22 protein-coding genes and 2 pseudogenes are annotated in these 23,881 nt (G+C 45.2%); 15 read left to right on the top strand and 9 right to left on the bottom strand.

What is annotated here, in order from left to right; genetic code table 11:
* Window positions 1-357: 357 nt before the first annotated feature.
* Window positions 358-462: pseudogene (locus F905_RS15665) on the top strand (hypothetical protein); the annotation flags it as partial.
* 236 nt (window positions 463-698) lie between these two features.
* Here F905_RS15665 and F905_RS15175 read toward each other — a convergent pair.
* Window positions 699-1,938, bottom strand: a pseudogene (locus F905_RS15175) (IS256 family transposase).
* A 190-nt stretch (window positions 1,939-2,128) separates the two neighbouring features.
* Here F905_RS15175 and F905_RS15525 point away from each other — a divergent pair.
* A complete protein-coding gene (locus F905_RS15525) occupies window positions 2,129-2,239 on the top strand; it encodes a hypothetical protein (protein ID WP_005179737.1) in 111 nt (36 codons plus the stop codon).
* A gap of 140 nt (window positions 2,240-2,379) precedes the next feature.
* Here F905_RS15525 and tehB read toward each other — a convergent pair whose 3' ends face one another.
* On the bottom strand, window positions 2,380-3,246 hold the full coding sequence (gene tehB, locus F905_RS08645) for an SAM-dependent methyltransferase TehB (RefSeq protein WP_005179736.1): 867 nt from the start codon (window positions 3,244-3,246) through the stop codon (window positions 2,380-2,382).
* A 576-nt stretch (window positions 3,247-3,822) separates the two neighbouring features.
* Between tehB and pgaB the strand changes: the two genes are divergently transcribed.
* The 3 genes from pgaB to pgaD are packed head-to-tail and all read left to right on the top strand — an operon-like array spanning window position 3,823 to window position 7,496.
* Window positions 3,823-5,748, top strand: coding sequence for a poly-beta-1,6-N-acetyl-D-glucosamine N-deacetylase PgaB (pgaB, locus tag F905_RS08640; RefSeq protein WP_228127898.1), 1,926 nt, complete (start codon window positions 3,823-3,825; stop codon window positions 5,746-5,748).
* An 18-nt stretch (window positions 5,749-5,766) separates the two neighbouring features.
* Window positions 5,767-7,026 (top strand): poly-beta-1,6-N-acetyl-D-glucosamine synthase, encoded by a 1,260-nt coding sequence (pgaC, locus tag F905_RS08635; RefSeq protein ID WP_005179732.1) that lies wholly within the window; start codon window positions 5,767-5,769, stop codon window positions 7,024-7,026.
* 32 nt (window positions 7,027-7,058) lie between these two features.
* Window positions 7,059-7,496: a poly-beta-1,6-N-acetyl-D-glucosamine biosynthesis protein PgaD gene (gene pgaD, locus F905_RS08630; protein ID WP_005179731.1), complete on the top strand. Its 438-nt coding sequence runs from the start codon at window positions 7,059-7,061 to the stop codon at window positions 7,494-7,496.
* A gap of 103 nt (window positions 7,497-7,599) precedes the next feature.
* On the opposite strand, the gene F905_RS08625 is transcribed toward pgaD, so the two are convergent.
* Entirely contained in the window at window positions 7,600-7,797 is a 198-nt protein-coding gene (locus tag F905_RS08625; protein ID WP_005179730.1) for a hypothetical protein, read from the bottom strand.
* 375 nt (window positions 7,798-8,172) lie between these two features.
* Between F905_RS08625 and sbmA the strand changes: the two genes are divergently transcribed.
* From sbmA to F905_RS08610, 3 genes are all read left to right on the top strand, one after another.
* Window positions 8,173-9,369, top strand: coding sequence for a peptide antibiotic transporter SbmA (gene sbmA / locus F905_RS08620; protein WP_005179729.1), 1,197 nt, complete (start codon window positions 8,173-8,175; stop codon window positions 9,367-9,369).
* Between the two features lie 230 nt (window positions 9,370-9,599).
* Window positions 9,600-10,565, top strand: coding sequence for a hypothetical protein (locus F905_RS08615; protein WP_005179727.1), 966 nt, complete (start codon window positions 9,600-9,602; stop codon window positions 10,563-10,565).
* A gap of 135 nt (window positions 10,566-10,700) precedes the next feature.
* A complete protein-coding gene (locus F905_RS08610) occupies window positions 10,701-11,201 on the top strand; it encodes a hypothetical protein (RefSeq protein ID WP_005179722.1) in 501 nt (166 codons plus the stop codon).
* Between the two features lie 254 nt (window positions 11,202-11,455).
* Here the strand turns inward: F905_RS08610 and F905_RS08605 are convergent, their stop codons facing one another.
* On the bottom strand, window positions 11,456-12,061 hold the full coding sequence (locus tag F905_RS08605) for a hypothetical protein (RefSeq protein WP_005179721.1): 606 nt from the start codon (window positions 12,059-12,061) through the stop codon (window positions 11,456-11,458).
* 167 nt (window positions 12,062-12,228) lie between these two features.
* Between F905_RS08605 and F905_RS08600 the strand changes: the two genes are divergently transcribed.
* Window positions 12,229-13,200, top strand: coding sequence for an SIR2 family protein (locus F905_RS08600; RefSeq protein ID WP_005179720.1), 972 nt, complete (start codon window positions 12,229-12,231; stop codon window positions 13,198-13,200).
* Window positions 13,201-13,246: 46 nt separating this feature from the next.
* Here the strand turns inward: F905_RS08600 and gatB are convergent, their stop codons facing one another.
* The 3 genes from gatB to gatC are packed head-to-tail and all read right to left on the bottom strand — an operon-like array spanning window position 13,247 to window position 16,564.
* Window positions 13,247-14,722, bottom strand: coding sequence for an Asp-tRNA(Asn)/Glu-tRNA(Gln) amidotransferase subunit GatB (gene gatB / locus F905_RS08595; RefSeq protein ID WP_005179719.1), 1,476 nt, complete (start codon window positions 14,720-14,722; stop codon window positions 13,247-13,249).
* Window positions 14,722-16,200, bottom strand: coding sequence for an Asp-tRNA(Asn)/Glu-tRNA(Gln) amidotransferase subunit GatA (gene gatA / locus F905_RS08590; protein ID WP_005179718.1), 1,479 nt, complete (start codon window positions 16,198-16,200; stop codon window positions 14,722-14,724). Before gatA ends, gatB begins: the two co-directional genes overlap by 1 nt.
* Window positions 16,201-16,249: 49 nt before the next feature.
* On the bottom strand, window positions 16,250-16,564 hold the full coding sequence (gatC, locus tag F905_RS08585) for an Asp-tRNA(Asn)/Glu-tRNA(Gln) amidotransferase subunit GatC (protein WP_005179709.1): 315 nt from the start codon (window positions 16,562-16,564) through the stop codon (window positions 16,250-16,252).
* Window positions 16,565-16,696: 132 nt separating this feature from the next.
* On the opposite strand from gatC, the gene F905_RS08580 reads away from it, so the two are divergent.
* The 6 genes from F905_RS08580 (at window position 16,697) to F905_RS15520 (ending at window position 21,453) form a co-directional block, all read left to right on the top strand.
* Window positions 16,697-17,743 carry a rod shape-determining protein gene (locus F905_RS08580; RefSeq protein ID WP_005179708.1) on the top strand — a complete coding sequence of 349 codons (1,047 nt, stop codon included), beginning with the start codon at window positions 16,697-16,699 and terminating at the stop codon, window positions 17,741-17,743.
* Window positions 17,744-17,759: 16 nt separating this feature from the next.
* Complete coding sequence (gene mreC / locus F905_RS08575) at window positions 17,760-18,617, top strand: rod shape-determining protein MreC (RefSeq protein WP_005179707.1); 858 nt, start codon at window positions 17,760-17,762, stop codon at window positions 18,615-18,617.
* On the top strand, window positions 18,604-19,098 hold the full coding sequence (mreD, locus tag F905_RS08570; protein WP_005179705.1) for a rod shape-determining protein MreD: 495 nt from the start codon (window positions 18,604-18,606) through the stop codon (window positions 19,096-19,098). Before mreC ends, mreD begins: the two co-directional genes overlap by 14 nt.
* Entirely contained in the window at window positions 19,083-19,652 is a 570-nt protein-coding gene (locus F905_RS08565; RefSeq protein ID WP_005179703.1) for a Maf family nucleotide pyrophosphatase, read from the top strand. The genes mreD and F905_RS08565 overlap by 16 nt, the downstream gene beginning before the upstream one ends.
* 40 nt (window positions 19,653-19,692) lie before the next feature.
* Entirely contained in the window at window positions 19,693-21,147 is a 1,455-nt protein-coding gene (gene rng, locus F905_RS08560) for a ribonuclease G (protein ID WP_005179701.1), read from the top strand.
* A gap of 132 nt (window positions 21,148-21,279) precedes the next feature.
* Entirely contained in the window at window positions 21,280-21,453 is a 174-nt protein-coding gene (locus tag F905_RS15520) for a PA1571 family protein (protein WP_005179698.1), read from the top strand.
* Between the two features lie 108 nt (window positions 21,454-21,561).
* On the opposite strand, the gene F905_RS08555 is transcribed toward F905_RS15520, so the two are convergent.
* Together F905_RS08555 and F905_RS08550 are read right to left on the bottom strand one after the other, a co-directional pair.
* Window positions 21,562-22,953 (bottom strand): WS/DGAT/MGAT family O-acyltransferase, encoded by a 1,392-nt coding sequence (locus F905_RS08555; protein ID WP_005179696.1) that lies wholly within the window; start codon window positions 22,951-22,953, stop codon window positions 21,562-21,564.
* 163 nt (window positions 22,954-23,116) lie between these two features.
* A complete protein-coding gene (locus tag F905_RS08550; protein WP_005179693.1) occupies window positions 23,117-23,851 on the bottom strand; it encodes a phosphoadenylyl-sulfate reductase in 735 nt (244 codons plus the stop codon).
* Between the last annotated feature and the right edge of the window lie 30 nt (window positions 23,852-23,881).

The raw sequence follows: 23,881 nt of genomic DNA, 5'->3' as shown, positions 1-23,881 counted from the left end.
AATTTATTTTATAAATCAGCCACTTATGTAAGTGGCTTTTTTATTTGCCACATTTTTGCCACATTTTTATTTCAACAAGTAGAAATATCAGTGGCCTTATGCTGTGTGTGCCACGCTTAATTTTGCAATTTCTTGCTTGTTCTTATCCCCATGCAGCGGCTACTGGTATACATTTGCCAAAGAAAATTCACGTCAATATTTTAAACAGGGAGATATCTTTCCTGATTTTAAAAGTGATTGGGGGATTGTATTCTGGCAGTTTGATGGTGAAGAATAATAGAATGTACGACCGCTCTTTTAAGAGGAGATTTTTATTTCTTATTAATTTGATTTAAAAAAAACAATAAATTAGACCGTCATGAAAAATGTAAAGGACTAGATAAACCAAAGTGTACACGGACAGTGACTGCATACGATATTAAGTTAGAGTTTGTTTTACCTAATGAGGTGTTGGAGCGATAAGATAATGTTCATATCGGTGAATGATCAATAAATAGATTGGCAAAAATGATTGAGCTTGGACATAAAAGATACAAGTTTGTTTAGAGATAAAAAGCATAATAGAAGATTACAATCGACATATAAGCCCTATAAATTGAATCCGCGTACCATGCTTTTATAAAGCAGAATAAAAATTGTAACTCTATTTTAGAGTGATGGAGCCTGTAAATAATTTTGTGTAATTGCTTTTCATCAATTTAAAGGTGATTGCTTAAGCGGTCACCGAATTCAATAATAAAGCGGCTCATGGCTAAACGCCAGTCGCGAATCGCGCATATTCCACTTTTTAGATGCTGCATCAATTGCCAGGTAAATCACTTTACGTACAGAATCATCCGTTGGAAAGACTTTACGTTTTTTGATCGCTTGGCGTATTACGCTGTTTAATGACTCGATTGCGTTGGTAGTGTAGATGGCTTTGCGTATCTCGGCTGGATAAGCAAAGAAGGTATTCAGATTCTCCCAGTGCGTACGCCAGCTTTTGCTGATCTGTGGGTACTTGTCATCCCAAGTTTGGGCAAATTGATCCAGGGCCATCAAGGCTGCCTCTTCAGTGGGTGATTGATAAACGGCTTTTAAATCCTGAGTGACCGCCTTGTAATCTTTCCATGACACGTATTTCAAGCTGTTGCGCAGCATGTGGATAATGCACAGCTGGATGTGGGTTTGCGGGTATACGCTGTTAATGGCATCAGGAAAGCCTTTTAGTCCTGAGAAGCACTGCTTCGCAAGGCAGGCGATCAGAATATCCTGCAACCCTCGGTTTTTAAGCTCAGTCAGGACATTCAGCCAGAACTTGGCACCTTCATTCTCAGCCATCCACATGCCGAGCAGTTCTTTGTGTCCATCAAGATTAATGCCTAAGGCAAGGAATACAGCCTTGTTGATGACACTGCCATTATGACGGACTTTAACCACAATACAGTCCATATAAACGATGGGATAGATCACATCCAGCGGACGGTTTTGCCATTCAGCAACCTGCTCATTGACGGCATCCTCACAGCAGTGCTGTTCGCCTTGGAAATGAGCGTTGGAGATACATCGGCATCGTACATTTCCTTGAAGGTAGCAACGATTTCACGGGTGGTCATGCCTTTGGCATAAAGGGATAGAATCTGGCTATCCATTTGCGTGATACGGGTCTGATTTTTCTTAATCAACTGAGGTTCGAAAGTGCCATCACGATCACGTGGTGTGGTGATCTCAATCTCCCCATCATCGCTAAGTACAGTCTTACTAGAATAACCATTGCGTGAATTTGAGCCAGATTTACGGGCATTTTTTTTCATGTCCGAGATGTTCGGTAAGTTCGGCATTAAGAGCCGTTTCAACAGTGAGTTTGGTCAACAATCGGGTGAATTGGTTGAGGTCGTCTTCTGTTTTGATTCCTTTAGCAAATTCTGCTGCAAGGTCTTTTAGTTGTTGTTCGTTCATCATATTGCCTGACTCCGTTGTGAATATGAACATAGCAAATTCAGGCAATTACACAATTTAATTTACAGTCTCGAGTGATGAGTAATTGCACTTCTGGATTTTTTTAGTCAGCACGATAAACTCCAATTTCTCTTTAAAAATCCTCAAATTGGGGTAAGATGTGACAACAGATTCTACCGTTGAGATCACAATGAGCTTTTTAAAAAAGAAAAATAGCGCGAGTTTTGTCTTCTTTATTATTACGCTGTACTCATTGATTGGTTTTGGTCTAGGCTATGTGATCTGGGAATATCTGCTGTAACGTTTTCTTAGTCGCTTTATCCAATAATTATTGAATCATCAGCAAGTTATTAAACTTGCTGACTATCACTGTTTTTTATTCTTTCTCTAAAGCCGACCCATCATCCAGATGATCAGCTTTTATATGTAAGGATAAATTTTTTACGCTGTTTTCTGTGCCAATAATGTCGCAAAGCGCTGTTGAATACGCTTGCCCTGTTCATCGACACGGTGCAGTTCACCCACATTTTCATTGTATTTCAGCAAAGTCCAGCCTTCATAATAAGCTTTTAACTCACCGGCTTTAAAGCTAAAAGGGAAGTCCAGTTGAATCGGATAATCTTCACTATCCATCGCGCAAACAATCAGGTTAAGGCCACCAGCTTTGGTGGCCTGCTGCATCTGCTGAATTAGAGTCGGGATGGTGTCGGGTTGTAAAAACATCATCACCACCGTGCAATACACAAAATCGTATTGACCCTGAATCTGTGGATTAATATTTAAATCCCGCAGTGCGGTGTGAATGTTCTGAATCTGTTCCTGCTGAATAATCTCGTTCAGGCGCTCCAGACTTTGGGCATTGACATCCCAGGCATCGACCTGAAAACCGTGCTGACTTAAAAACAGCGCATTACGACCACTGCCACAGCCAACATCCAGCGCCGTGTTGCCCTGTAAAGATGGCTGTGCGGCCAGAATTTCTGAATGGGTCGGGGTCAGTTTATATTTTTTGGCAAAGTAGTCATCGGCTGTGCAGTAGAAGCTGAGCTGACATTCAATATCGGCACTGGCCGAAACAATCTTGTGCCACACTTGCGGCTCAAGCATGGGCGGTTGCTGTTCCGGGCTAAACAGATGTTCAGACAACAGCGTGCCTGCTTCATCGAGCAAGGCAAAACGCAATTCACCTTTTAAAACCTTCAGTTGGGCCCAAGTGCCGGCTTTGGTATTGTGCTGGCGTAAAAAGCCGGGCGGGATAGTGTCTTGTGTCCAGATCGGCAGCTGTTTATAGCATACGAGCGATTGCATCTTTTCTCCATGTGCACTTGGGGTAGATTTTATTAAACCCTAAGACTGCACAATATGCCAGAGAGGGGAGGGTAAAGGGCATGATTTCATCGGCCCACTTCCAATCATCTAGATGGCTCAATCCATACTATTTCAGCCATGAAGATTCAGCTCAAAATGATCTCCACATTTCCATTTTTGCAGATGTATTAGCTTTTTGAAAAATGCTTCAGTATCAAATAGTGAGAATTTAAAGGTGAAAACCAGGTCACATTTTGGGCCTGGAAAAGCATATACACTTTAGAAAATTATCAACTGACCCGTTGGCAGGTGGCTAAAAAATAAGTAAAACTAAGTGAATGATATAAAATGATAAATATTTTATTGCTTTATTTTGAAAGCAAGGGCAAAAAGAAAAAAAACGGGATTAATTAACAAATGTATACACAAATAATAATAAAATAATGGTTGAATCTGCGCAATTGCTCGAATGTAGCATCGTATCTTCTTGTCTGTACCATGAATTCCGCGCGCCTTATGTCTCCTCTATTTCAGTTTATTAAAGCGGTCCAGATTTTTGTTTTCTTTCTTTGTAGTATGCTCATGGGGTGGGCACAGGCGGGAAATGAAATGAAAAACTTGACGATCCTTGCCTACCACGAAGTTACTTCTGAACCACAACCGTTAATGCCTGAATATGCAATTGATCCTAAACAATTGCAGCAGCATCTGGACTGGCTGGTACAAAATGGCTTTCAGTTTATTGGCAGTCAGCAACTGTTAGAGGCACAGCAACACAACAAGGCGCTACCGGAAAAATCAGTCTTGTTGAGTTTTGATGATGGCTATCAAAGTTTTTATCAGCATGTCTATCCTGTTTTAAAACAGCGGAATATTCCGGCCGTGTTGTCGGTGGTTGGGCGCTGGTTAGAACCAGCAGAACAGCAACAGGTTAATTTTGGCGGGCAACTGGTGTCACGCCAGCATTTTTTAAGCTGGGCACAGTTAAAAGAATTACAGGCCAGCGGTCTGGTGGAAATTGCCAGCCACAGTTATGACCTGCATAAAGGCATTGTGGCCAATCCGCAGGGCAATGAATTGCCAGCCACCGTAGCACGCGCCTATTTTCCGCAGCAGCAGCGTTATGAAGATAACAACGCTTATCAGAAACGTATTCAGCAGGACTTAAAAGCCAATCAGCGCCTATTGCAAAAACATGGCCTGAAAGCGCCAAAAATTATGGTCTGGCCCTATGGTCGCTATAACTTGCATACGGTAAAAATTGCTGAAAAACTGAAGATGCCAATCAGCCTGACGCTAGATGATGCCGAGAATCAACCTGTAAACAGTTTTTCCAGATTGCCGCGAATTCTGATTCAAAAACACATGGATGCAGCGCTGCTGGCTAAAGAAATCCAGAAACATCAGCAGCAGCGCACGGACAATGACCGTCCGCAAAAGATCATGCATGTCGATATTGACTATATTTATGATCCGGACCCGCAGCAGCAGGAACGTAATTTAGGCTTATTGCTGGACCGGATTCAGCAGATTGGCGTCAATACCGTATATTTGCAGGCATTTTCTGATCCGGATGGCAATGGCTCGGCCGATCTGGTCTATTTCCCGAACCGTTATATTCCAATGCGTGCCGACCTGTTTAACCGTGTGGCCTGGCAAATACAGACCCGGACTCAGGTACGTCGTGTCTATGCCTGGATGCCGGTATTTGCCTGGGAATTACCGGTCTCGAATCCGGTGGCCCAAGATCTGGTGCAAACCGAGCAGCCGCATAGCGGTAAGCATCTGAACATGGGCTATCACCGTTTAAGCCCATTTTCGCCGCGCGCCCGCAACACCATTAAAGGCATTTATGAAGATCTGGCCAAATCGGCGCAGTTCAACGGCATTATTTTCCATGATGATGCCACCTTGTCCGATTATGAAGATGCCAGCAGCTGGGCCAAAAAGGCCTATCAGCAGCAGGGCTTAGCGACTGATCTGGCACAACTGCGTGCTGATGATGCCGCCTTACAGAAATGGACAGCTTATAAAGTCAAAGTAATTGATGATTTTGCCATGGAGTTGGCCGAGACCGTGCGTCAGTATCAGCCTTATTTGCAGACCTCGCGCAATCTGTATGCACAGGTGGCACTATCGGCCTATTCAGAAAACTGGTATGCCCAGTCGCTGGAACAGTCGCTAAACCGTTATGACTTCACCGCGATTATGGCCATGCCATATATGGAACAGGTCGATGATCCGGTGCAATTTTATCGGCAGCTATTGAGTCGGGTGCAGCAGTATCCGCAAGGGCTGCGTAAAACGGTATTTGAATTGCAGGCCGTCGACTGGCGCAGTGGCAATAAAATTCCATCTGCGGAAATTGCGGAAACAATTCAGAAACTCTATCAGGCCGGTGTGAAGCACATTGCCTATTATCCGGATGATCCAATCCAGAATCATCCTGATCCGGCTGTGCTGCGTCAGGCTTTCCAGTCTCAGCCCGCATCCGCACCGTAACAGGCTAGAGGAACAACCATGTTGCAAGAACTCTGGCAATCGGTGCTGAACTTTGTGTTTTATTATCCGCTGTTCATGTCCTATTTATGGATGATGGGCGCGCTGATTTTCTATGTCAAAGAACGCAAAGATCCGACCTTTACTCAGCCGCCAGCTTTACAGGAATATCCTTTGGTGGCGGTGCTCATTCCGTGTTTTAACGAAGGCGATAATGCCGAGGAAACCATCACCCAGGCACTGGCATTAAAGTACCCCAACTTTGAAGTCATTGCGATTAATGATGGCAGCTCGGACAATACTGGCGAGGTACTGAATCGTCTGGCGGCCCAGCATCCACGGTTAAGGGTGGTGCATCTGGCAGAAAATCAGGGCAAGGCCATGGGGCTGCAAGCTGGCAGTCTGGTCACCGATGCTGAATATCTGCTTGGAATTGATGGCGATGCCTTGCTCGATCCACATGCGGCCAGCTGGATGTTACGCCATTTTCAGCGTGATCCCGCGGTGGCCGCCGTTACGGGCAATCCGCGAATTCGCAATCGCTCGACCTTATTGGGCCGAGTCCAGGTCGGAGAATTCTCCTCGATTATTGGCATGATTAAACGTGCCCAGCGCACCTATGGCCGTATTTTTACTGTTTCCGGCGCGATTACCGCCTTTCGTAAAAGCGCGGTACATCAGGTCGGTTACTGGTCGCACGATATGCTGACCGAAGATATTGATATTTCCTGGAAACTGCAGCGTGCCGGCTGGAAAATTGAATTTGAACCGAATGCGCTGGTCTGGGTACTGATGCCGGAAACCCTGCAAGGCTTATGGAAACAGCGTTTGCGCTGGGCCATGGGTGGGGCGCAGGTGTTAAATAAAAATATTGATGTAATTTTTAAGCCCAAGCTGAATTATTTGTGGCCGCTGATTCTGGAAATGATGCTGACTCTGGTCTGGTCATATCTGCTGCTGTTGCTGTGTCTGCTCTGGATGTTAAGTTTCTGCCTGCCTATTTTACCGTTGCCGGAACTGCAATCGCCGTTTTTACCGCAAGGGGTGGGTATTGTGCTGGGCGCGACCTGTTTGTTCCAGTTTATGGTCAGCAAATGGATGGACAGCCGCTATGAAAAAAATCTGGCCAAAAACTATTTCTGGATGATCTGGTATCCGTTCATGTTCTGGCTGATTACCGTATCGGCCAGTATTGTGGCGTTTCCAAAAATGCTGCTGCGTGGGGAAGGGAAACGTGCACGCTGGATCAGTCCCGATCGTGGAATTAAACGTGACAGCTAACTGTCGCGATGTGATGTGTTGAGAGTAAAGTTGTGAAAGCCAATACTTTAATTATTGATTATCGCTATGAATTGCCGTGGCAAAAGCGTTATGCCTCGAACGTGTGTACCGCCGGCTTATGGCTGACCTGGGGCCTGTTGTGGCAGCCGGTTTTAAGCAGTCTGGGTTTACTGGATTTGGAACGGGATGCACTGATTCAGCAAGTGGCCCAGTTGATGCTAAGTATTCTGCAAAACGGTTTTAGTGCGCTGGTGGCTTGTGGCTTGAGTTTATGGCTGTGGACCAACTATATTCCGGCATATTCCCTCCAGACCATGCAACCGGCACCGCTAAACCAGTTTGCCGAGCATTTTCAGCTGGAACCGGTGATGTTAACGCAATCCCGTCAGGCCAAAATTGTCACGGTCTATCATGATCAGGAGGGTAAGATTGTCGATTTACAGGCACATTCCCAGCACACTGTATCTTAAAGGTTGGCTGGAATTCGGCTGCTCTGGTTTTATATCTGCAAAAAAAAACAGGCAGCCTGATAAGCTGCTTGAATGGAGATAAGAATCGCGCTTGGAATGAGGACTAAAGCTTGCGCCAGACCTTGTTTTCATCTTGAAATGAAATGGTGAAATTAAATTCAGTGTCGGCGGTGACCAGATACGCTGTTGGCGTGGTCATCAGAACTTTTAAAATAGTGCCTGTCTCAAAATGGATAGGTGGGCAGTTCTCTTTCTCAAGTACCAGAGGTTGAATAAGTTCAACAGCTTTCACTTCCATCATGATTTCCCTCAAAAATGTATTATGTATCACATATTTATCTTAGCATTGTCTGGTCGGGAATATGGGTTTTATTTGTCAGATTATAAATAAGTAATTGATATTTTAAAAAATAAAGTTAAATTTTTAGTCTAAAAATTGGTATTTTAAGCTCTTGATTTTTTATTGTTTTACTAAAAATAGTCAGGGGGAGTATTGGGGTTTTATATTGCTTTAAATACCGGTTAGTGGAAAAATCGGTACTGAAAAGTACATGCGCTGTCGGGGAAATCTTGTATATTGCTCATGTTGAAGTCATCGCGTGGCGCATTGCACGCTGCAATGTTGTAAACGCTGCTTTTCAACATCTTGAAAAGAATAAAGGAAATAGAACACTGCATGTTTAAGTCATTTTTTCCACATCCGAAATGGTTTTTTAGTTCGCTGTTACTCTGGTTCATTCTTAATCTGGTGCTGTGGTATTCCGGTGGACAAGGCTGGGGCACCATCATCGGTTTGCCTGAAGGCTATCATGAAGCAGAACTCCCGATTGGGGTCAGCCGTTTCTGGTCACCGGCATTTCTCTGGTTCTATCTCTGGTATTTTCTGGCCACAGCCATTTTTGCAATTTTCTGGCGGATTCAATCGGATAATCCCTGGCAGCGCTGGTCGGTATGGGGCTCATCCTTCATTCTGTTTAATATCTGGTTCTGGGTGCAGGTGAGCGTAGTCATTAACGCCTGGTACAGCCCGTTTTATGACCTGATCCAGCAAATGCTGAGCAATGGCGGTGGTGATGTGAATAACCTCTATGCCGAGATCATGACCTTTTTGTATGTGGCAATTGTGGCGGTGACGGTTTCGGTATTTAACCTGTTCTTTGTCAGCCACTATGTGTTCCGCTGGCGGACGGCAATGAACAATTATTACACCACCTACTGGGACCGCTTACGTCATATTGAAGGGGCATCGCAGCGTATTCAGGAAGATACCATGCGCTTTGCCCGTACCACCGAAGGTCTGGGCGTCAGTCTGATTGAAGCGCTCATTACCCTGATTGCCTTTTTACCGGTTTTGGTAACGCTATCGAGCCATGTGAAAACCCTGCCAATTCTGGGGGAAATTCCTTATGCGCTGGTGTGGGCGGCAATTGGTTGGGCGGTGTTTGGTACCGTACTGCTGATGGTGGTCGGTTATAAACTGCCAGGACTGGAGTTTAACAACCAGAAGGTGGAAGCGGCTTATCGTAAAGAACTGGTCTATGGGGAAGATCATGCCGAGCGTGCCGATCCGCTAACCTTGAAAGAGCTGTTTAGCAAGGTTCGTCTGAACTATTTTCGCCTGTATTTCCATTATGCCTATTTCAACCTGGTACGAATCTGGTACATGCAGCTGGACAATATTTACGGTCTGTTTGTGCTGTTCCCGAGTATTGCTGCGGGAGCGATTACCCTCGGCCTGATGATGCAGATTGGTAACGTGTTCGGGAAAGTGCGTGAATCGTTCCAGTATTTAATTGCCTCCTGGCCCACCATTATTGAACTACTGTCGATTTATAAACGTTTAAAAGCCTTTGAATCGACCCTGGATGATTAAGTCATTCCCAACTGACCCGCTGTTAAGGCGGGTTTTTTAATGATCGGATGAAAGTGTTAAGGCGTTCAGGTTTCGCTGTTAAAACTCTGGATATTTTGCATTTACCAGAGGATAGTGCGGGGCAGTAGTAATAAATAAACGAGAAATATCAAGTAAAATCAAGCGACTAGATTTGTTATTTGCGCCTATTTGAGCTATGTTTTGAGTGGGGAAAAATAGAGAATAAAGACGTGAATGTCAAAACCTTCATGATGTTGGCTGGGGTCGGTGTCGTCTTTTCGGGCTGTGTCAGTGTAGAGAGTTTTAGTCCAGATGCCTTGAAGCACTTTGCTTCGCCACAAGAGCTGATTGCGAAAAAAAATCTGAATCAGACCAATGGTTCAGCCAAAGCCTATGTGTATGACTGGGGACCGCAGCGTAAAGAGCTGGCGGCAGAATCGCTGATTCCGCGCAAATATATGGGCAGCTATTGTCAGTCGCAGCAAGGGCATTTAAAACTGGCCTATAAAAGCACGATGTCGATGCTGAAAAATAGCTGGTCCAAAAAACTGTTGGCGACTTATCGTGATGTTAATCAGGGCATTGGTGCCTATCGCTGTGTCAGAAAAAATGGCCCGGACTGGATTGTTTCAATCGAGCCGGTCAGCGAGCGTAAACGCGATGGCCAGGGTGAAGTCCGCATTGTGCATTTACTTACTCAAGTCATGACGGAAGATGAAGCACGGCGTTTTTATCGTTCGGCATCTTCCAGCAGCAAGAAGGCTAATACGAATACCAATCGGAATAATAAAAACACTAAAGCTGTTGCCAAAGAGCCCGAACCAAAAGAAACACCGGAACTTCCAGCCGAGAAAACCCCGGCACCCGTAAAAGCGGCGCCTGTGGTGGCTGCGACCCCACAACAGCAGCAGATGAAATATTATGTCGCTGCACGCCGTGATTTAAACAGCGGCCGCAATGAGTTAAATGCCTGTAACAGCGCACAGCGGGCCTATAATTATGGCCGGTTGCAGGGCACCAATGCGCGGAATGTCTATGCTGAATCGGGGATTTTGCTGGCGCGTTGCTTAAGCGCTGTGCCGAGTTTTAGTAACCGTTTTTCCCAGCCCAAAGCCCGAGCCAAACGGATTTTGCAGGAGCTGGCCAACCAGCATAATCATGCCGGTGCCAAGCGTATGCTCAGGCAAATGAAATAGTCAGTATAAGTAATAAGGAGAAGCACATCACTTCTCCTTTTTTATGCGCGTTACATAGTCATAACAGGTGAGATTGCTGCTTGCATGCTACAAATAGGCTATTTCTGGGATGAGTCGATGTTGGCGAGGTATAACATGATGCAGTTGAGTCTAAAGCAGCTACGAGGATGGGGCCTGGCGATTGCGCTCTTGGGCTGCTCACAAGTGAGTACGGCTGGTCCGGCCGTTGATCAGTTGAGTGACTGTCTGGTGAAGTCGACCACGGCAACTGATAAAACCGCGGTCTTACAGTGGACCTTTGTAGCGCTATCTGCACATCCGGATTTGAAACACTTGAGTCAGGTGACGCCAGAACAAAAACAGGCTTTAGATCAAAAGCTGGCAACCGTTTTGCAGCGGATACTGGTAGAGCAATGTTCTGCGCAGGCCAAAGCGGTGATTCAGACTGAAGGAATACAGGCGGTCGGCAGCAGTTTTCAGGAGCTGGGACAAATTACCGGTGAAGAACTTTTAAAGACGCCTGAAATTAAAAGTCAGCTGAGTGGTGTACTGCGTTATCTGGATTTAAACAAGTTGATGATGACCTTTTTGACGCCAGATGTGTGGAATAAGTTGGGGGTGATTCGGGGGCAGTGATGCGGGTTTTGTCTTCTCGCTTATACTTCGTTTTAAAATTTACCTCTCCCTAACCCCCACTAGTGCGTTAAAACTTGCTCAGGAGAGGGAAGCTTTTAATAATCCTCTCCCTAGCCATCATCCTTTCTTGCGCTTCGTTTTAAAAGCAGTGCTTTAAAATTTGCTCAGGAGAGGGAACTACGCGGTTCTAATGGATTACGTGACAAAGTCTCCCTTTTTAAAAGGTGAGAAGCGAAGCTTCGCAAGGAGGACTATTAAATAAGATCGGGATAAAACTGCTCAAATTCTTTATTCATCGCCTCACCACGTAATAAATAGCCTTTAGGCTGAATATAGCTATAAATTTCCCGAGTAGGTTGTTCATGCCAGCCAATATTAAATGCACAAAGTTTTGGGAAAAATTGTAGATGGTTGTAATTCAAATTATTATGAATCCAATAGGCGAGTTGTTGCCAATTGACTTGATCTTTTTCATACAGTGCTAAAAATGATGGAATGACAATACACGCCGTTGCACCGTAGCCTTTTTCATCTGGATAGTCCCAAATATGACTGGCAAAGTTTTTCTCGTTGCTGGCGCAATTATGTCCTTTTTCATTACCAAGTTGGTTTACGCTTGGTGAGCGATACGCCGAGCGAATCGCAATTCGTCCAAATTTTTCTTGGAGTGGTTCGAGCAGTTGTTGGCAGAGTTCTTTGCCTGTGCGAATGGCAATGTCAGGATGGTCGGGGAAGTTTGGTACACCGTACCAATTGGCGATTTCGCTATACAGAAAGTCACGCATAAAAAAGGACTTGGAGAGTTTGATGCGTCCTAAGTCTTCGAGTTTGGCGATGGAGGATACTTTTTTGATGGTCATGTTGTTTTTGGTGTGAAGTGCTTAGAAAGATTATATTGATAAAGTCGTTCTTTGAAAAAGGGGGTTCTGAAAATATACGCATCTATCTATTGGAGAAAAATATTTTTGTAACTGTCTAATTTTTTGATGTTTAATACTATTCTATATTTTCGAAGATAATTATTTTCATGGATAGAAAACTCTTAATTTTTGGCAATGGTCTAGGGATGGCTATTGATTCTAATCATTACTCTTTAAATAATGCTTTGAACACAGTTTGGAATGACACTTCAATGTGGAGTGATATTCAGCATAGAGGATTGATTCAGAATTGTATACCAACTGGAAACTGTCCTGTTTCGGAAGATGAGTTAGACAAACTGCACTTAGTGTCTACATCATGTGATTTTCTGAACGGTTTTCCAAATGCTGCTAATAATATTCATTGGTTATCAAGTTATGGCAAAGATTTTACTGAAGCAGTTCAAGAATATATTCATACTGTAGCGTCTCATTTGTTCGATTCGTCAAATATCTTACCTAGTAATTTTAAGAATTCATTAATTGATTTTATTAAAAATACAAAATCACATGTTGCTACCCTGAATTACGATAAACTTTTATATGATGAATTTATCAAGGAAAAGATTTGTAAAGGTTATTCAGGATATTTGGTTGATGGTTTTTATGATACTGGTTTCGCACCTAGTAACATGGAAAGACTTTTTGGAAGAGACTTTGGGTATTATATGCATTTACATGGCTGCCCATTATTTAAAGATATAAGCGGGATAACCTACAAATTAAAAACTTCACAGATTTCAACCAATAATATCTTTGGTAGTAAGCACATAGTATTAACGCATATTCCTCATAAGCCAAGTGTAATCACAGCTTCAGAGGTTTTATCAACTTATTGGAGCTATTTGATTCTATCTTTAAGTGAAGTAAAAGAGATAATTTTATTTGGATACTCAGGTTGTGATATTCATTTAAATAAAATTTTAAAGGTACATGCTAGTTCAAAAAATAAAAAAATTATTGAATGGGACGGTGATGGACAAACAACTCAACAGCGTCAACAGTTTTGGGATAGTGAGCTAGGTGCTAATGTCACGTTGCAGAGAATGCCCGATATTACTCAATTTACATCATGGTAATAGAAAACCCGCTCTAAAGCGGGTTTTCTATTAAAGAAAGATCAGATCAACCTATCAATTTCTTCATCAACTCATTTACTTGTGCAGGGTTGGCTTTGCCTTTCGCAGCTTTCATTACCTGACCAACAAGACCGTTAAAGGCTTTCTCTTTACCAGATTTATACTCTTCAACCATCTTCTCGTTCGCAGCAAGTACGTCTTTAATAATTGCTTCAATTGCGCCTGTATCTGTTTCCTGCTTTAAGCCTTTTTCAGCAATAATCTCGTCCGCAGATTTGCCTTCTTCCCACATAAAGCCGAATACTTGCTTCGCGATCTTACCGTTAATTGTGTTGTCCACAATACGCGCGATCATACCGCCAAGTTTTTCCGCAGATACAGGAGAATCAGCCAAATCTAAGCCTGCTTTATTTAAAGCACCTGAGAATTCACCCATTACCCAGTTTGCCGCAATCTTACCTTGTGCAGCACCGCCAGCAGCTTTCACCACTTCTTCATAAAACTCTGACATTTCACGAGTTAATGTAAGCACGTGAGCATCGTAATCAGTTACACCAAAGTCTGCTACGAAACGCGCACGGCGTGCAGCAGGAAGCTCAGGCATAGTCGCTTTAATGGCTTCAATTTGCGCGTCAGGAATAATCACAGGCAACAAGTCTGGATCAGGGAAGTAGCGGTAATCGTTCGCTTCTTCTTTCGAACGCATTGAACGCGTTTCCATCTTCACAGGGTCGAACAAACGTGTTTCTTGATCAATGGTGCCATCCCATTCCAAAATTTCCATTTGACGTTCAATTTCAACATTGATTGCTTGTTCAATGAAACGGAATGAGTTCAAGTTTTTAAGCTCACAACGTGTACCGAATGGCTGACCTGGACGACGTAGTGACACGTTACAGTCCGCACGGAATGAACCTTCTGCCATGTTGCCGTCAGAAATACCCAACCAACGTACCAAAGTGTGAATCGCTTTAATATAAGCAACCGCTTCTTCAACCGAACGCATATCTGGTTCAGATACGATTTCCAATAAAGGCGTGCCTGCACGGTTTAAGTCGATCCCAGACATGCCTTCAAATTGGTCATGGATTGATTTACCCGCATCTTCCTCAAGGTGCGCACGGGTCACGCCTATGCGTTTGGTTGTGCCATCTTCAAGTTGGATGTCAATATGACCCAAGCCCACAATCGGGTTATCCATCTGGCTAATTTGGTAGCCTTTAGGCGAGTCAGGGTAGAAGTAGTTTTTGCGCGCAAACACAGAAGCTTGGTCAATGTAAGCATCAATGCCCAAACCAAAACGGATTGCCAAGTCCACCACTTCTTTATTCAACACTGGCAAGACGCCTGGCATGGCTAAATCAACAAGGCTGGCTTGCGTATTTGGGTCTTGACCAAATTCGGTTGATGAACCTGAGAAAATTTTAGAATGGGTTGCAAGCTGAGTGTGAATCTCAATACCAATCACGACTTCCCAACCATCAATCAGGTTTGATTTTGGTTTAGCAGTATTCTTCGCCATTATGCGTTCTCCTCAGCAATTGCCGCACGTTGTGTATGCCAATTGGTGGCTTGTTGGTACTGGTGCACCACAGACAACAATTGAGATTCTGACCAGTAATTACCAATCAGCTGTAAGCCAACTGGCAGGTTGTTCTGGTCAAAACCAACAGGCGCACTAATTGCAGGTAAGCCCGCTAAGTTTACCGCGATGGTGTAAATATCACCCAAATACATTTCAACAGGGTCTAAAGACGCGCCAATTTTGTAGGCAGTTGTTGGTGCAGTTGGTGCTGCAATTACATCGACCTGTTCAAAGGCTTTTAAGAAGTCTTGCTGAATTAAACGACGTACTTTTTGCGCTTTTACGTAGTAAGCATCGTAATAACCCGCAGAAAGGGCATAAGTACCAATCAAGATACGACGTTGCACTTCAGCACCGAAACCTTCTGAACGCGAACGTTTGTACAGGTCCAGAATATCTTTTGGATCTTCACAGCGATAGCCATAACGTACGCCGTCATAACGTGACAGGTTAGAAGATGCTTCTGCTGGTGCAATCAGGTAATAGGTTGGTACATAGGCTTCCGTCATGTTGAGATCAACCTCAACCAGAATGGCACCCATCTCTTCTAATTTTTTCAGCGATTCTTCAACGCGCGCTTTTACATCTGTGGCCAGACCGGCAACATTAAAGTACTGTTTTGGAATGCCAATACGTAAACCTTTTAACGATGTACCGTTTAGATTTGCCACGTAATCATCGACATCTTTCTCGACCGACGTTGAATCTTTGGCATCATGACCCGCCATCACGTTCATCAGATACGCACAGTCTTCCGCAGAACGCGCCATAGGACCGCCTTGGTCTAAAGATGATGCGTATGCGATCATACCGAAACGTGAAACACGGCCATAGGTTGGTTTCAGACCGGTCAAGCCACAGAAAGAAGCTGGCTGACGAATCGAACCACCGGTATCGGTACCGGTTGCAAATGGCGCCAGATCAGCCGCGACCACCGCAGCCGAACCACCTGAAGAACCACCCGGTACACGATCCAGTGCCCACGGGTTTTTGGTTGCGCCAAAGTATGAGCTTTCCGAGGTCGAACCCATTGCGAATTCGTCCATGTTCACTTTACCTAAAGTGACTAAGCCAGCAGTTTTACCTTTGGCAACCACCGTAGCATCGTAAGGTGAAATAAAATTATCCAGCATTTTAGAACCAGCGGTGGTTTTAATGCCTTGGGTACAGAAAATATCTTTATGCGCAATAGGCACACCGGTCAGCACACCAGCGCCGCCAGCTTGACGCAACGCATCGGCAGCATCGGCTTGGGCCAGCGCCTGTTCCGCAGTTACGGTGACATAGGCATTGACCTGGGCATCAATTTTTTCGATGCGTTTTAAATAATGTTCGGTCAATTCGCGAGCAGAGAATTTTGCATTGGCTAAACCCTCAGTCAGTTCACGAATGGATAAGCGATGTAAATCTGTCATGAGAAATATTCTTTACCTGAATTCAACAAAAAGATGAGCGCTGAAAAAATTATTCAATTACGCGTGGTACCAGATACAAACCGTCCTGCACGGCAGGTGCAACGGCCTGATATTCCTCACGATGGTTATCTTCAGACACCACATCTTCACGTAGCGGTTGAGGGTGGTCAAATGGGCTTTTGAGTGGCTCAACGCCATCGGTATCGATGCCTTTTAAGGTTTCCATCATGCCTAAAATTTTATTTAGACTTTGAGCATATTCAGCAGATTGCGTATCATTGAGCGACAACCGAGCAAGATTGGCGATTGCTGAAACTGTTTGTGCATTTAAATCTGCAGAATGCTGTGCATCCGATGTAGACATAACATCACCTAATCAGTATTAAAAATTTTCAAAATATCGTGCGTTATAATAAGCGATTGACTTGTCCAAAGCATCACATTTAGTTAAAGTTGCCAACTTGCGTCCACATAAAGTTTAATCGAGAACGACTCCGTGATTCTAAAACGACTAATTGGCTTGTTTTCACCAGATCTAGCCATTGATTTAGGTACAGCAAATACACTTATTTATGCGCCAGGACGAGGCATTATATTAAATGAACCGACGGTTGTGGCAATTCGTCACAGCGGTTCACAGAAAATCGTTGCCGCAGTCGGTCTGGATGCTAAACAGATGCTGGGTCGTACACCTGCCAATATTTCTGCCATTCGTCCAATGAAAGACGGCGTCATTGCCGACTTTGAAGTGACTGAAACCATGCTGAACCAGTTCATCAGTAAAGTGCATGAAAAGCGCCTGTTTCCGCCTGCACCGCGCGTGGTGGTGTGTGTGCCATGCAAATCGACGCTGGTTGAACGTCGCGCCATTCGTGAGGCAGTGTTTAATGCCGGTGCGCGTGATGTCCGTTTAATTGAAGAACCGATGGCTGCAGCAATTGGTGCAGGTATGCCTGTCGAGCAAGCCTGTGGTTCGATGGTGGTCGATGTGGGCGGTGGTACAACTGAAATTGCGATTATTTCGCTACAAGGTTGTGTCTATGCAGATTCACTGCGTATTGGGGGCGATGTGTTTGATGAGCAGATCATCAACTATGTCCGTAAAGCGCATGGCTGTGTGATTGGTGAAACCACAGCAGAAACCATCAAGAAAGAAGTGGGCATGGCAGTTCCGGAAGAAGGTGCGAAGCCTCTGGAAATTGAAGTACGTGGCCGTAACCTGGCCGAAGGGGTGCCACGTGCCATTACCGTGACTTCTGATGAAATTACTCAGGCGATTTCTGACCCGTTACAAAATATTGTGTCCGCAGTAAAATCGGCGCTGGAACAAACACCACCAGAATTATCTTCAGATATCGCCGAGCGCGGTATTGTCCTGACCGGTGGTGGTGCCTTGCTGCGTAATCTGGACAAGCTGTTGGCCAAAGAAACCGGCTTGCCAGTGGTCGTGGCTGAAGAGCCTTTAACCTGTGTCACCCGTGGTGGTGGCAAGGTGCTGGAATTCTTTGATAATCCAAACCATGACATGTTATTTGTAGGCTAATCAAAAGGACCCGGCGGTGCAATCACATCTGTTTTCCAGACAACCGCCATCTTTTCGCTCCTTTATTATTGCGGTCATTACATGCCTGGTGGTGCTGTTTTTTAACTGGCGCATGCCGCATGTAATTCAACCGGCAAGGGATCTCTTGTACGCGGCATATAATCCGATTTATGCGCTGGCAAGTTATCCGGTGTTGTCGCGAGAATGGCTAAGTCAACAAAGTAAATCTGAAGCCCAGCTGCGTCGTGAAAATACCGCGATGCAGGCCGAGCTGCTTCAGGCACAGGTACGCCTGCAAAAACTCTCCGAACTGTCTGCCGAAAATACCCGTTTACGTGGCCTGCTCGATACGCCGCTGATCATTGACGGACGCATGGAAATTGCCGAAGTGATTGGGACCGATGCCGATCCGCTACGACATATTATTGTGATTAACCGCGGCGCCAACCGTCAGCTCAAAGTCGGGCAAACCGTGCTGGATGATCGTGGTATTATGGGCCAGATTGTTGATGTCTATCCGCACAGTAGCCGGGTGATGCTGCTGTCTGATAAAGAACATTCGCTGTCGGTACGTCTGGAACATACCGGTATGCGCGCGATTGTTTCGGGTACGGGTGACTTAGGTCGTTTAAAAATGGAATATGTGCCGACCAGCGCCAATATCAAAGTCGGTGAAAAAGTCTATAGCTCCGGACTCGGTGAACATTTCCCGGCAGGTTATCTGGTCGGAACCATTTCCAAGGTTAGCCGGCATAACTCGGGCGAGTTTGCGCAAATTGATGTGATTCCTGCTGCACAGCTGGCCGGTGGACATCATGTGGTGGTGTTATTCTCTGAATCCTTATCACGGGAGCAGCCACATGCCAATCGCTAAAATGGGCCAGCGCAAACCCAAAGATCCTTTATTCCCGATTATCTTCTCGGTCATTATTGCCTCGGTGCTGCTGGTTTATCCCTTGTCTTATGCCTTATCGGGCTGGCGTCCGGTATTTATGATAATGGTAATGCTGTTCTGGGTCATGAGCCAGCCGACCTGGTGCGGCGTCTGGTTTGCCTTTGGCACCGGCCTGTTTACAGATTTGCTGCTGGATGCACCGCTGGGCATGAATGCCTTAAGTTTTGTATTAATTACCTTCGTGGCGCGCTTTCTAACCCGCGAACGTCGGGTGATGACTTTTGCCAATTTATGGGTGATTGCCAGTATTGCCATTGTGGTCCATCTGGCGCTGATCTGGCTGTTACAGGTTATGGCCGGTATTGAATTTCCATTTGCCCGTCACTGGCAACCGGTGCTGTCCAGCATTCTGGTCTGGCCGGTGCTGTATTATCTGCTACGAAAATGGCGCAGCGTATAATTCTGGCCTCCAGCTCACCTCGACGCCGTGAGCTGCTTGCACAGTTGGGGCTGCAATTTGAGATTTACAGCCCGGACATCGACGAGTCTATTTTGCCAGATGAGCCAGTTGAGCAGTATGTTGAGCGGCTGGCCTGTGCCAAAGCTGATGCTGTGTTGGCACGTTTTCCAGAGGCGATTGTGATTGCCGCTGATACCAGTTTGGGCGTTGATGGGCAGATTTTAGGAAAACCAGAATCTAAGGCGCATGCCTTTGCCATGTGGCAGCAGATTTCCGGTCGAAAACATGATGTATTTTCAGGTGTTTGCGTACGCACAAAAGCAGAAAAATACAGTATAGTGGTACGTACCCAGGTTGAATTTCAAGCGCTGAGTCTGAGTGACATGGAGTGTTATTGGGCCAGTGGAGAGCCGCTGGGTAAGGCGGGAGCCTATGCTATACAGGGCATTGCAGCACGTTATATCCCGCGTATTGAAGGCAGTTATAGCAACGTGGTGGGATTGCCGCTGCATGAAACCGTACAGTTATTACAGACAGTTAAGGCACTAAATTAACTGCTGCTACAAGAATTTTTATAAGGCTTTGAGTTGTATTATGTCTGACGAGTTGTTGATTAACGTCACGCCTATGGAATGTCGTGTCGCGTTAATTCAAAACGGCACGGTCAATGAATTATTTGTTGAACGTACCGCCAAACGTGGTTTAGTAGGAAATATTTATAAAGGTAAAGTGGTACGGGTGCTGCCAGGTATGCAGGCCGCCTTTGTCGATATTGGGCTGTCACGTACCGCTTTTTTACATATCAATGACATGGTCTGGCCACGCAGCCAGCCGACCCCGAATGTTTTCGAGCTGTTACAGCCGGGACAAATCCTTACTGTGCAGGTCATGAAAGACATGCTCGGTACCAAAGGTGCGCGTCTGTCGACCGATCTGTCAATTCCTTCGCGTTATCTGGTATTGATGCCATTTGGCAGTCATATTGGCGTTTCACAGCGGATTGAATCGGATGAAGAGCGTGACCGTTTACGCTCGATGATTGAACGGATTCAGAAACAGCATAAACTGCCGGGCTCGGTGATTGTCCGTACCGCCGCAGAAGGGGTGGAAGAGGCCGCCATTGCCCAGGATATGGCCTATCTGGCCAAGCTGTGGGAGCATATTCAGCGTAAACAGAAAATTATTGCGGTGCCGTCTTTAATTTTTGAAGAGCTGCCTTTGCCGCAGCGCGTGATTCGTGATCTGGCCAATGAAGAAACTGCCAAAATCTATGTCGATTCACGTGAAATCTATGCCAAGCTAAAAGACTTTGTCGATGAGTTTGTGCCGAATATGCAAAACCGCTTGTTGCATTATCCGGGTGAGCGACCGCTGTTTGATTTATACAATGTCGAAGAAGATATCCAGAAGGCGCTTCAAACCCGCGTGGCGCTGAAATCGGGTGGCTATCTGATGATTGATCAGACCGAAGCCATGACCACCATTGATATCAATACCGGTTCTTATGTCGGCGGGCGTAGTCTGGAAGACACGGTCTTTAAAACCAATATGGAAGCCACACAGGTGATTGCACGTCAGTTGCGACTGCGTAATCTGGGCGGGATTATCATCATTGATTTTATTGACATGCAGGAAGCACAGCATCGTGAAGAAGTGATGTGCCAGTTCGAGAAAATGCTGGAACGCGATCATGCTAAAACCAAAATTACCCAGGTGTCTGAACTGGGTCTGGTGGAAATGACCCGTAAGCGTACCCGTGAATCTCTGGAACATTTGCTGTGTGAGTCTTGTCCAACCTGTCAGGGCCGCGGTTATGTGAAAACAGCCGAGTCAGTGTGTTACGAGATTTTTCGAGAAATTATGCGCTATGCACGTGCCTTTGAATCTCAGCGTGGCTTTACTGTCGTTGCCCATCCATCGGTGATTGACCGGCTGTTAACCGCAGAAGCACCAGCCGTCGCGGATCTGGAGCATTTCGTGAATCGTGTCATAAAATTCCAGGTTGAAAATTTATACACGCAAGAGCAATACGATATCATTTTAAGCTGAAATTGTAACAGGATATCGTTAAACAGTTGTTACATCTGAAATTTTACTTTTTTAGGTAGATTCACAATACTAAGCATACACCAAAGCCAAAGCCGTAATCTCCCTTACGGTTTCAGCAAAATGAGGTCTATCATGGGTATGAGCGAAGTCGTGATTAATAAAAGTCTTAAAGTTTTAGAACCAAAAACTGTACACAGTGCGGCGTATATCGTAGATGAGCAAGGTAAAGAAGTACAAATTACCACCGCCATGATTCGCACCGTCTGTCAGCAATTATTAAAACAATGTCGAACCATTAAAAGTTAAGGGGCCTTTTGAAAGCCCCTTAATTTTTTCTCTTATCATTACAACTTAAAAAAGAGATTCATACTTTTCGTCTGAATCTCGATGTTCTTCCGGCCTGGGCCGAGTCTTTTAACTGACTTTTTGTTCCACCTCGTCCAAGGTCACATCTACCGTTTCAATAATCCGTTCGAAACGCTGAATTTCATCTTCCAGATGCTGTAATAGGTTCTGCATTTTTGGCAGGGCATTGCGGCAGGCTGTTAAACCGACTTCCAGCTTGTCCTGATAACTGGTCATGGTGATGTTCAGCGCCTGACCATCCAGCACAATTGAAGCCGGATACAGCGCTTCGAGTTTGGCACCATTCCAGTACAGCGCTTCACGCGGTCCCGGCACATTGGAAATGACCAGGTTAAAGGCCTGACGTTTTGGCATTAAACCAGACACAATGTTTAGGCCGGCGGCGCTATAAACAAAGGCGCTATAGTTTAGAATCTGGTTGGCATTCATGCGTTTAAAGCGTTCTTTGGCATTTAGTACGCTGCGGCGAATAATGCTGAGACGTTCCAGCGGATTGTCCTTGTGCGTCGCCAGGTTGGCCAGAATCATGGTAATCCGGTTGGATACATCGGAATCATCGCTCCGGACTGACGCGGGTACCATGGCAATTAGTGGTTTTCTTGGCAGGGCATTCTGGCTGAGTAAATATTCACGTAAGGCACCTGAACAGATGGCCAGCACAATGTCATTAATAGTCACGCCCAGGGCCTTGGCAATTTTATGCAGACGGGCAAACTCATAGGACTGTGCAGCAAAGCGGCGTGAGGAACTAACGCGCTGATTCAGAATTGAACTTGGCGCCTGGAAGCTGGATACATAATCCGGATTACGGCCCATATCTTTCATTACGGTTTGTGATAACTCGTACATGACTCGCGGTGTGGCTTCCAGCTGGCTTTTCAGGCCTGCTGCAATATTTTTAAAGCGGCTGGCTTTTGGCTCTTTCAGGCGTTTGGCGCGGCGGCCTTCTACACACCAAGGCGGTACAATACTTTTGGCATCTGGATCGTGTGAGAGCGATTTTTCCAGTAAGCGCATGCCGGCAATGCCATCAACCATGGCATGATGGATTTTGAAGTACATAGCAAAGCGGTTGCCTTCAATGCCTTCAATAATATGACAGGTCCACAGCGGTTTGGCGCGGTCAATCAGCGCGCTGTGTTCTTGAGAAATATAGGTCAGTAATTCACGAATTCGTCCCGGATGAGGCAGGGCGATATGACGAAAATGGTGGTCCAGATCAAATTCAGGATCTTCATCCCAGAATAGTCCATTTAATTTATTATTAAATGGTGGAATCGGCATCGATTGAGAATTACGGATGTCTTCGACCAGATCTTGAATAAAGGTTTCAGGTGCGTTCTCTGGAATCTGAAATAGGAATAACCCCCCAACATGCATTGGTTGCTGGCGTTTTTCTAAAGACAGAAAGATAAAATCAATCGGATGTAATGGACGCATAGCGTTAATTGCCTCACTGCAATATGACCGACCCTCATTGGAACGGCTTTTTAGAATTATAGGTGAACTGACTTAGTATATAGTGTTTATCATATAAACGCGGAACTTTGTTTATTCTGTTGCGTAAAAAAATAAACCACTGCTGGGCAGTGGTCTAGCGTATTTATTTTTTCAGATTTCCGGCGTGAAGTCCACATTCTTTATGGGTTGCATCTTCCCACCACCAGCGGCCTTCGCGTTCATGCTGGTTTGGTAACACCGCACGGGTACACGGTTCACAGCCAATCGAAATAAAACCTTTTTCATGTAATGGATTATATGGAATTTCCATTAAACGGATGTAATTCCAGACATCACTGCTGGACCAGTTGGCCAGCGGATTGTACTTGATGAGCTGTTTGCCAGGACCAGAAAAACCCGGGTCAGCCTGAACCACTGGAATTTCATTGCGCGTGCCCGGACTCTGGTCTTTACGCTGACCGGTAATCCAGCCATCTAGCGTGGCCAGCTTTTTACGCAGCGGCTGAACCTTACGGATGCCGCAGCATTCCTGATGACCGTCGGCGTAGAAACTGAACAGGCCTTTTTCATTAACCAGTTGCTGAATCGCTTCAGTTTCCGGGAAACAGATTTCAATTGGAATATTATAGTGCTTGCGAACGGTTTCAATAAATTGATAGGTTTCGGCATGCAAACGGCCGGTATCCAGGCTAAAGACACGAAAAGGCAGACCCAGATTGGCCGCCATATCAATCAGCACCACATCTTCAGCGCCTGAAAAGGAAATCGCAATTTCACCTGGCTGGCTGAGTGCCAGTTTTAGAATTTCACTTGGAGATTTATCTGCATATTCGGCGGCAAGCGCGTCAACGAGATCAATAGTGGGAATGGTAGTCATAATATTCCTGGCTATAGGCTTGGAGATGAC

The sequence above is a fragment of the Acinetobacter sp. CIP 53.82 genome, assembly GCF_000369465.1.
GTDB lineage: Bacteria > Pseudomonadota > Gammaproteobacteria > Pseudomonadales > Moraxellaceae > Acinetobacter > Acinetobacter indicus.
Note: the sequence above shows the minus strand (reverse complement) of the source record. Positions and strands in the feature narration are given on the sequence as shown.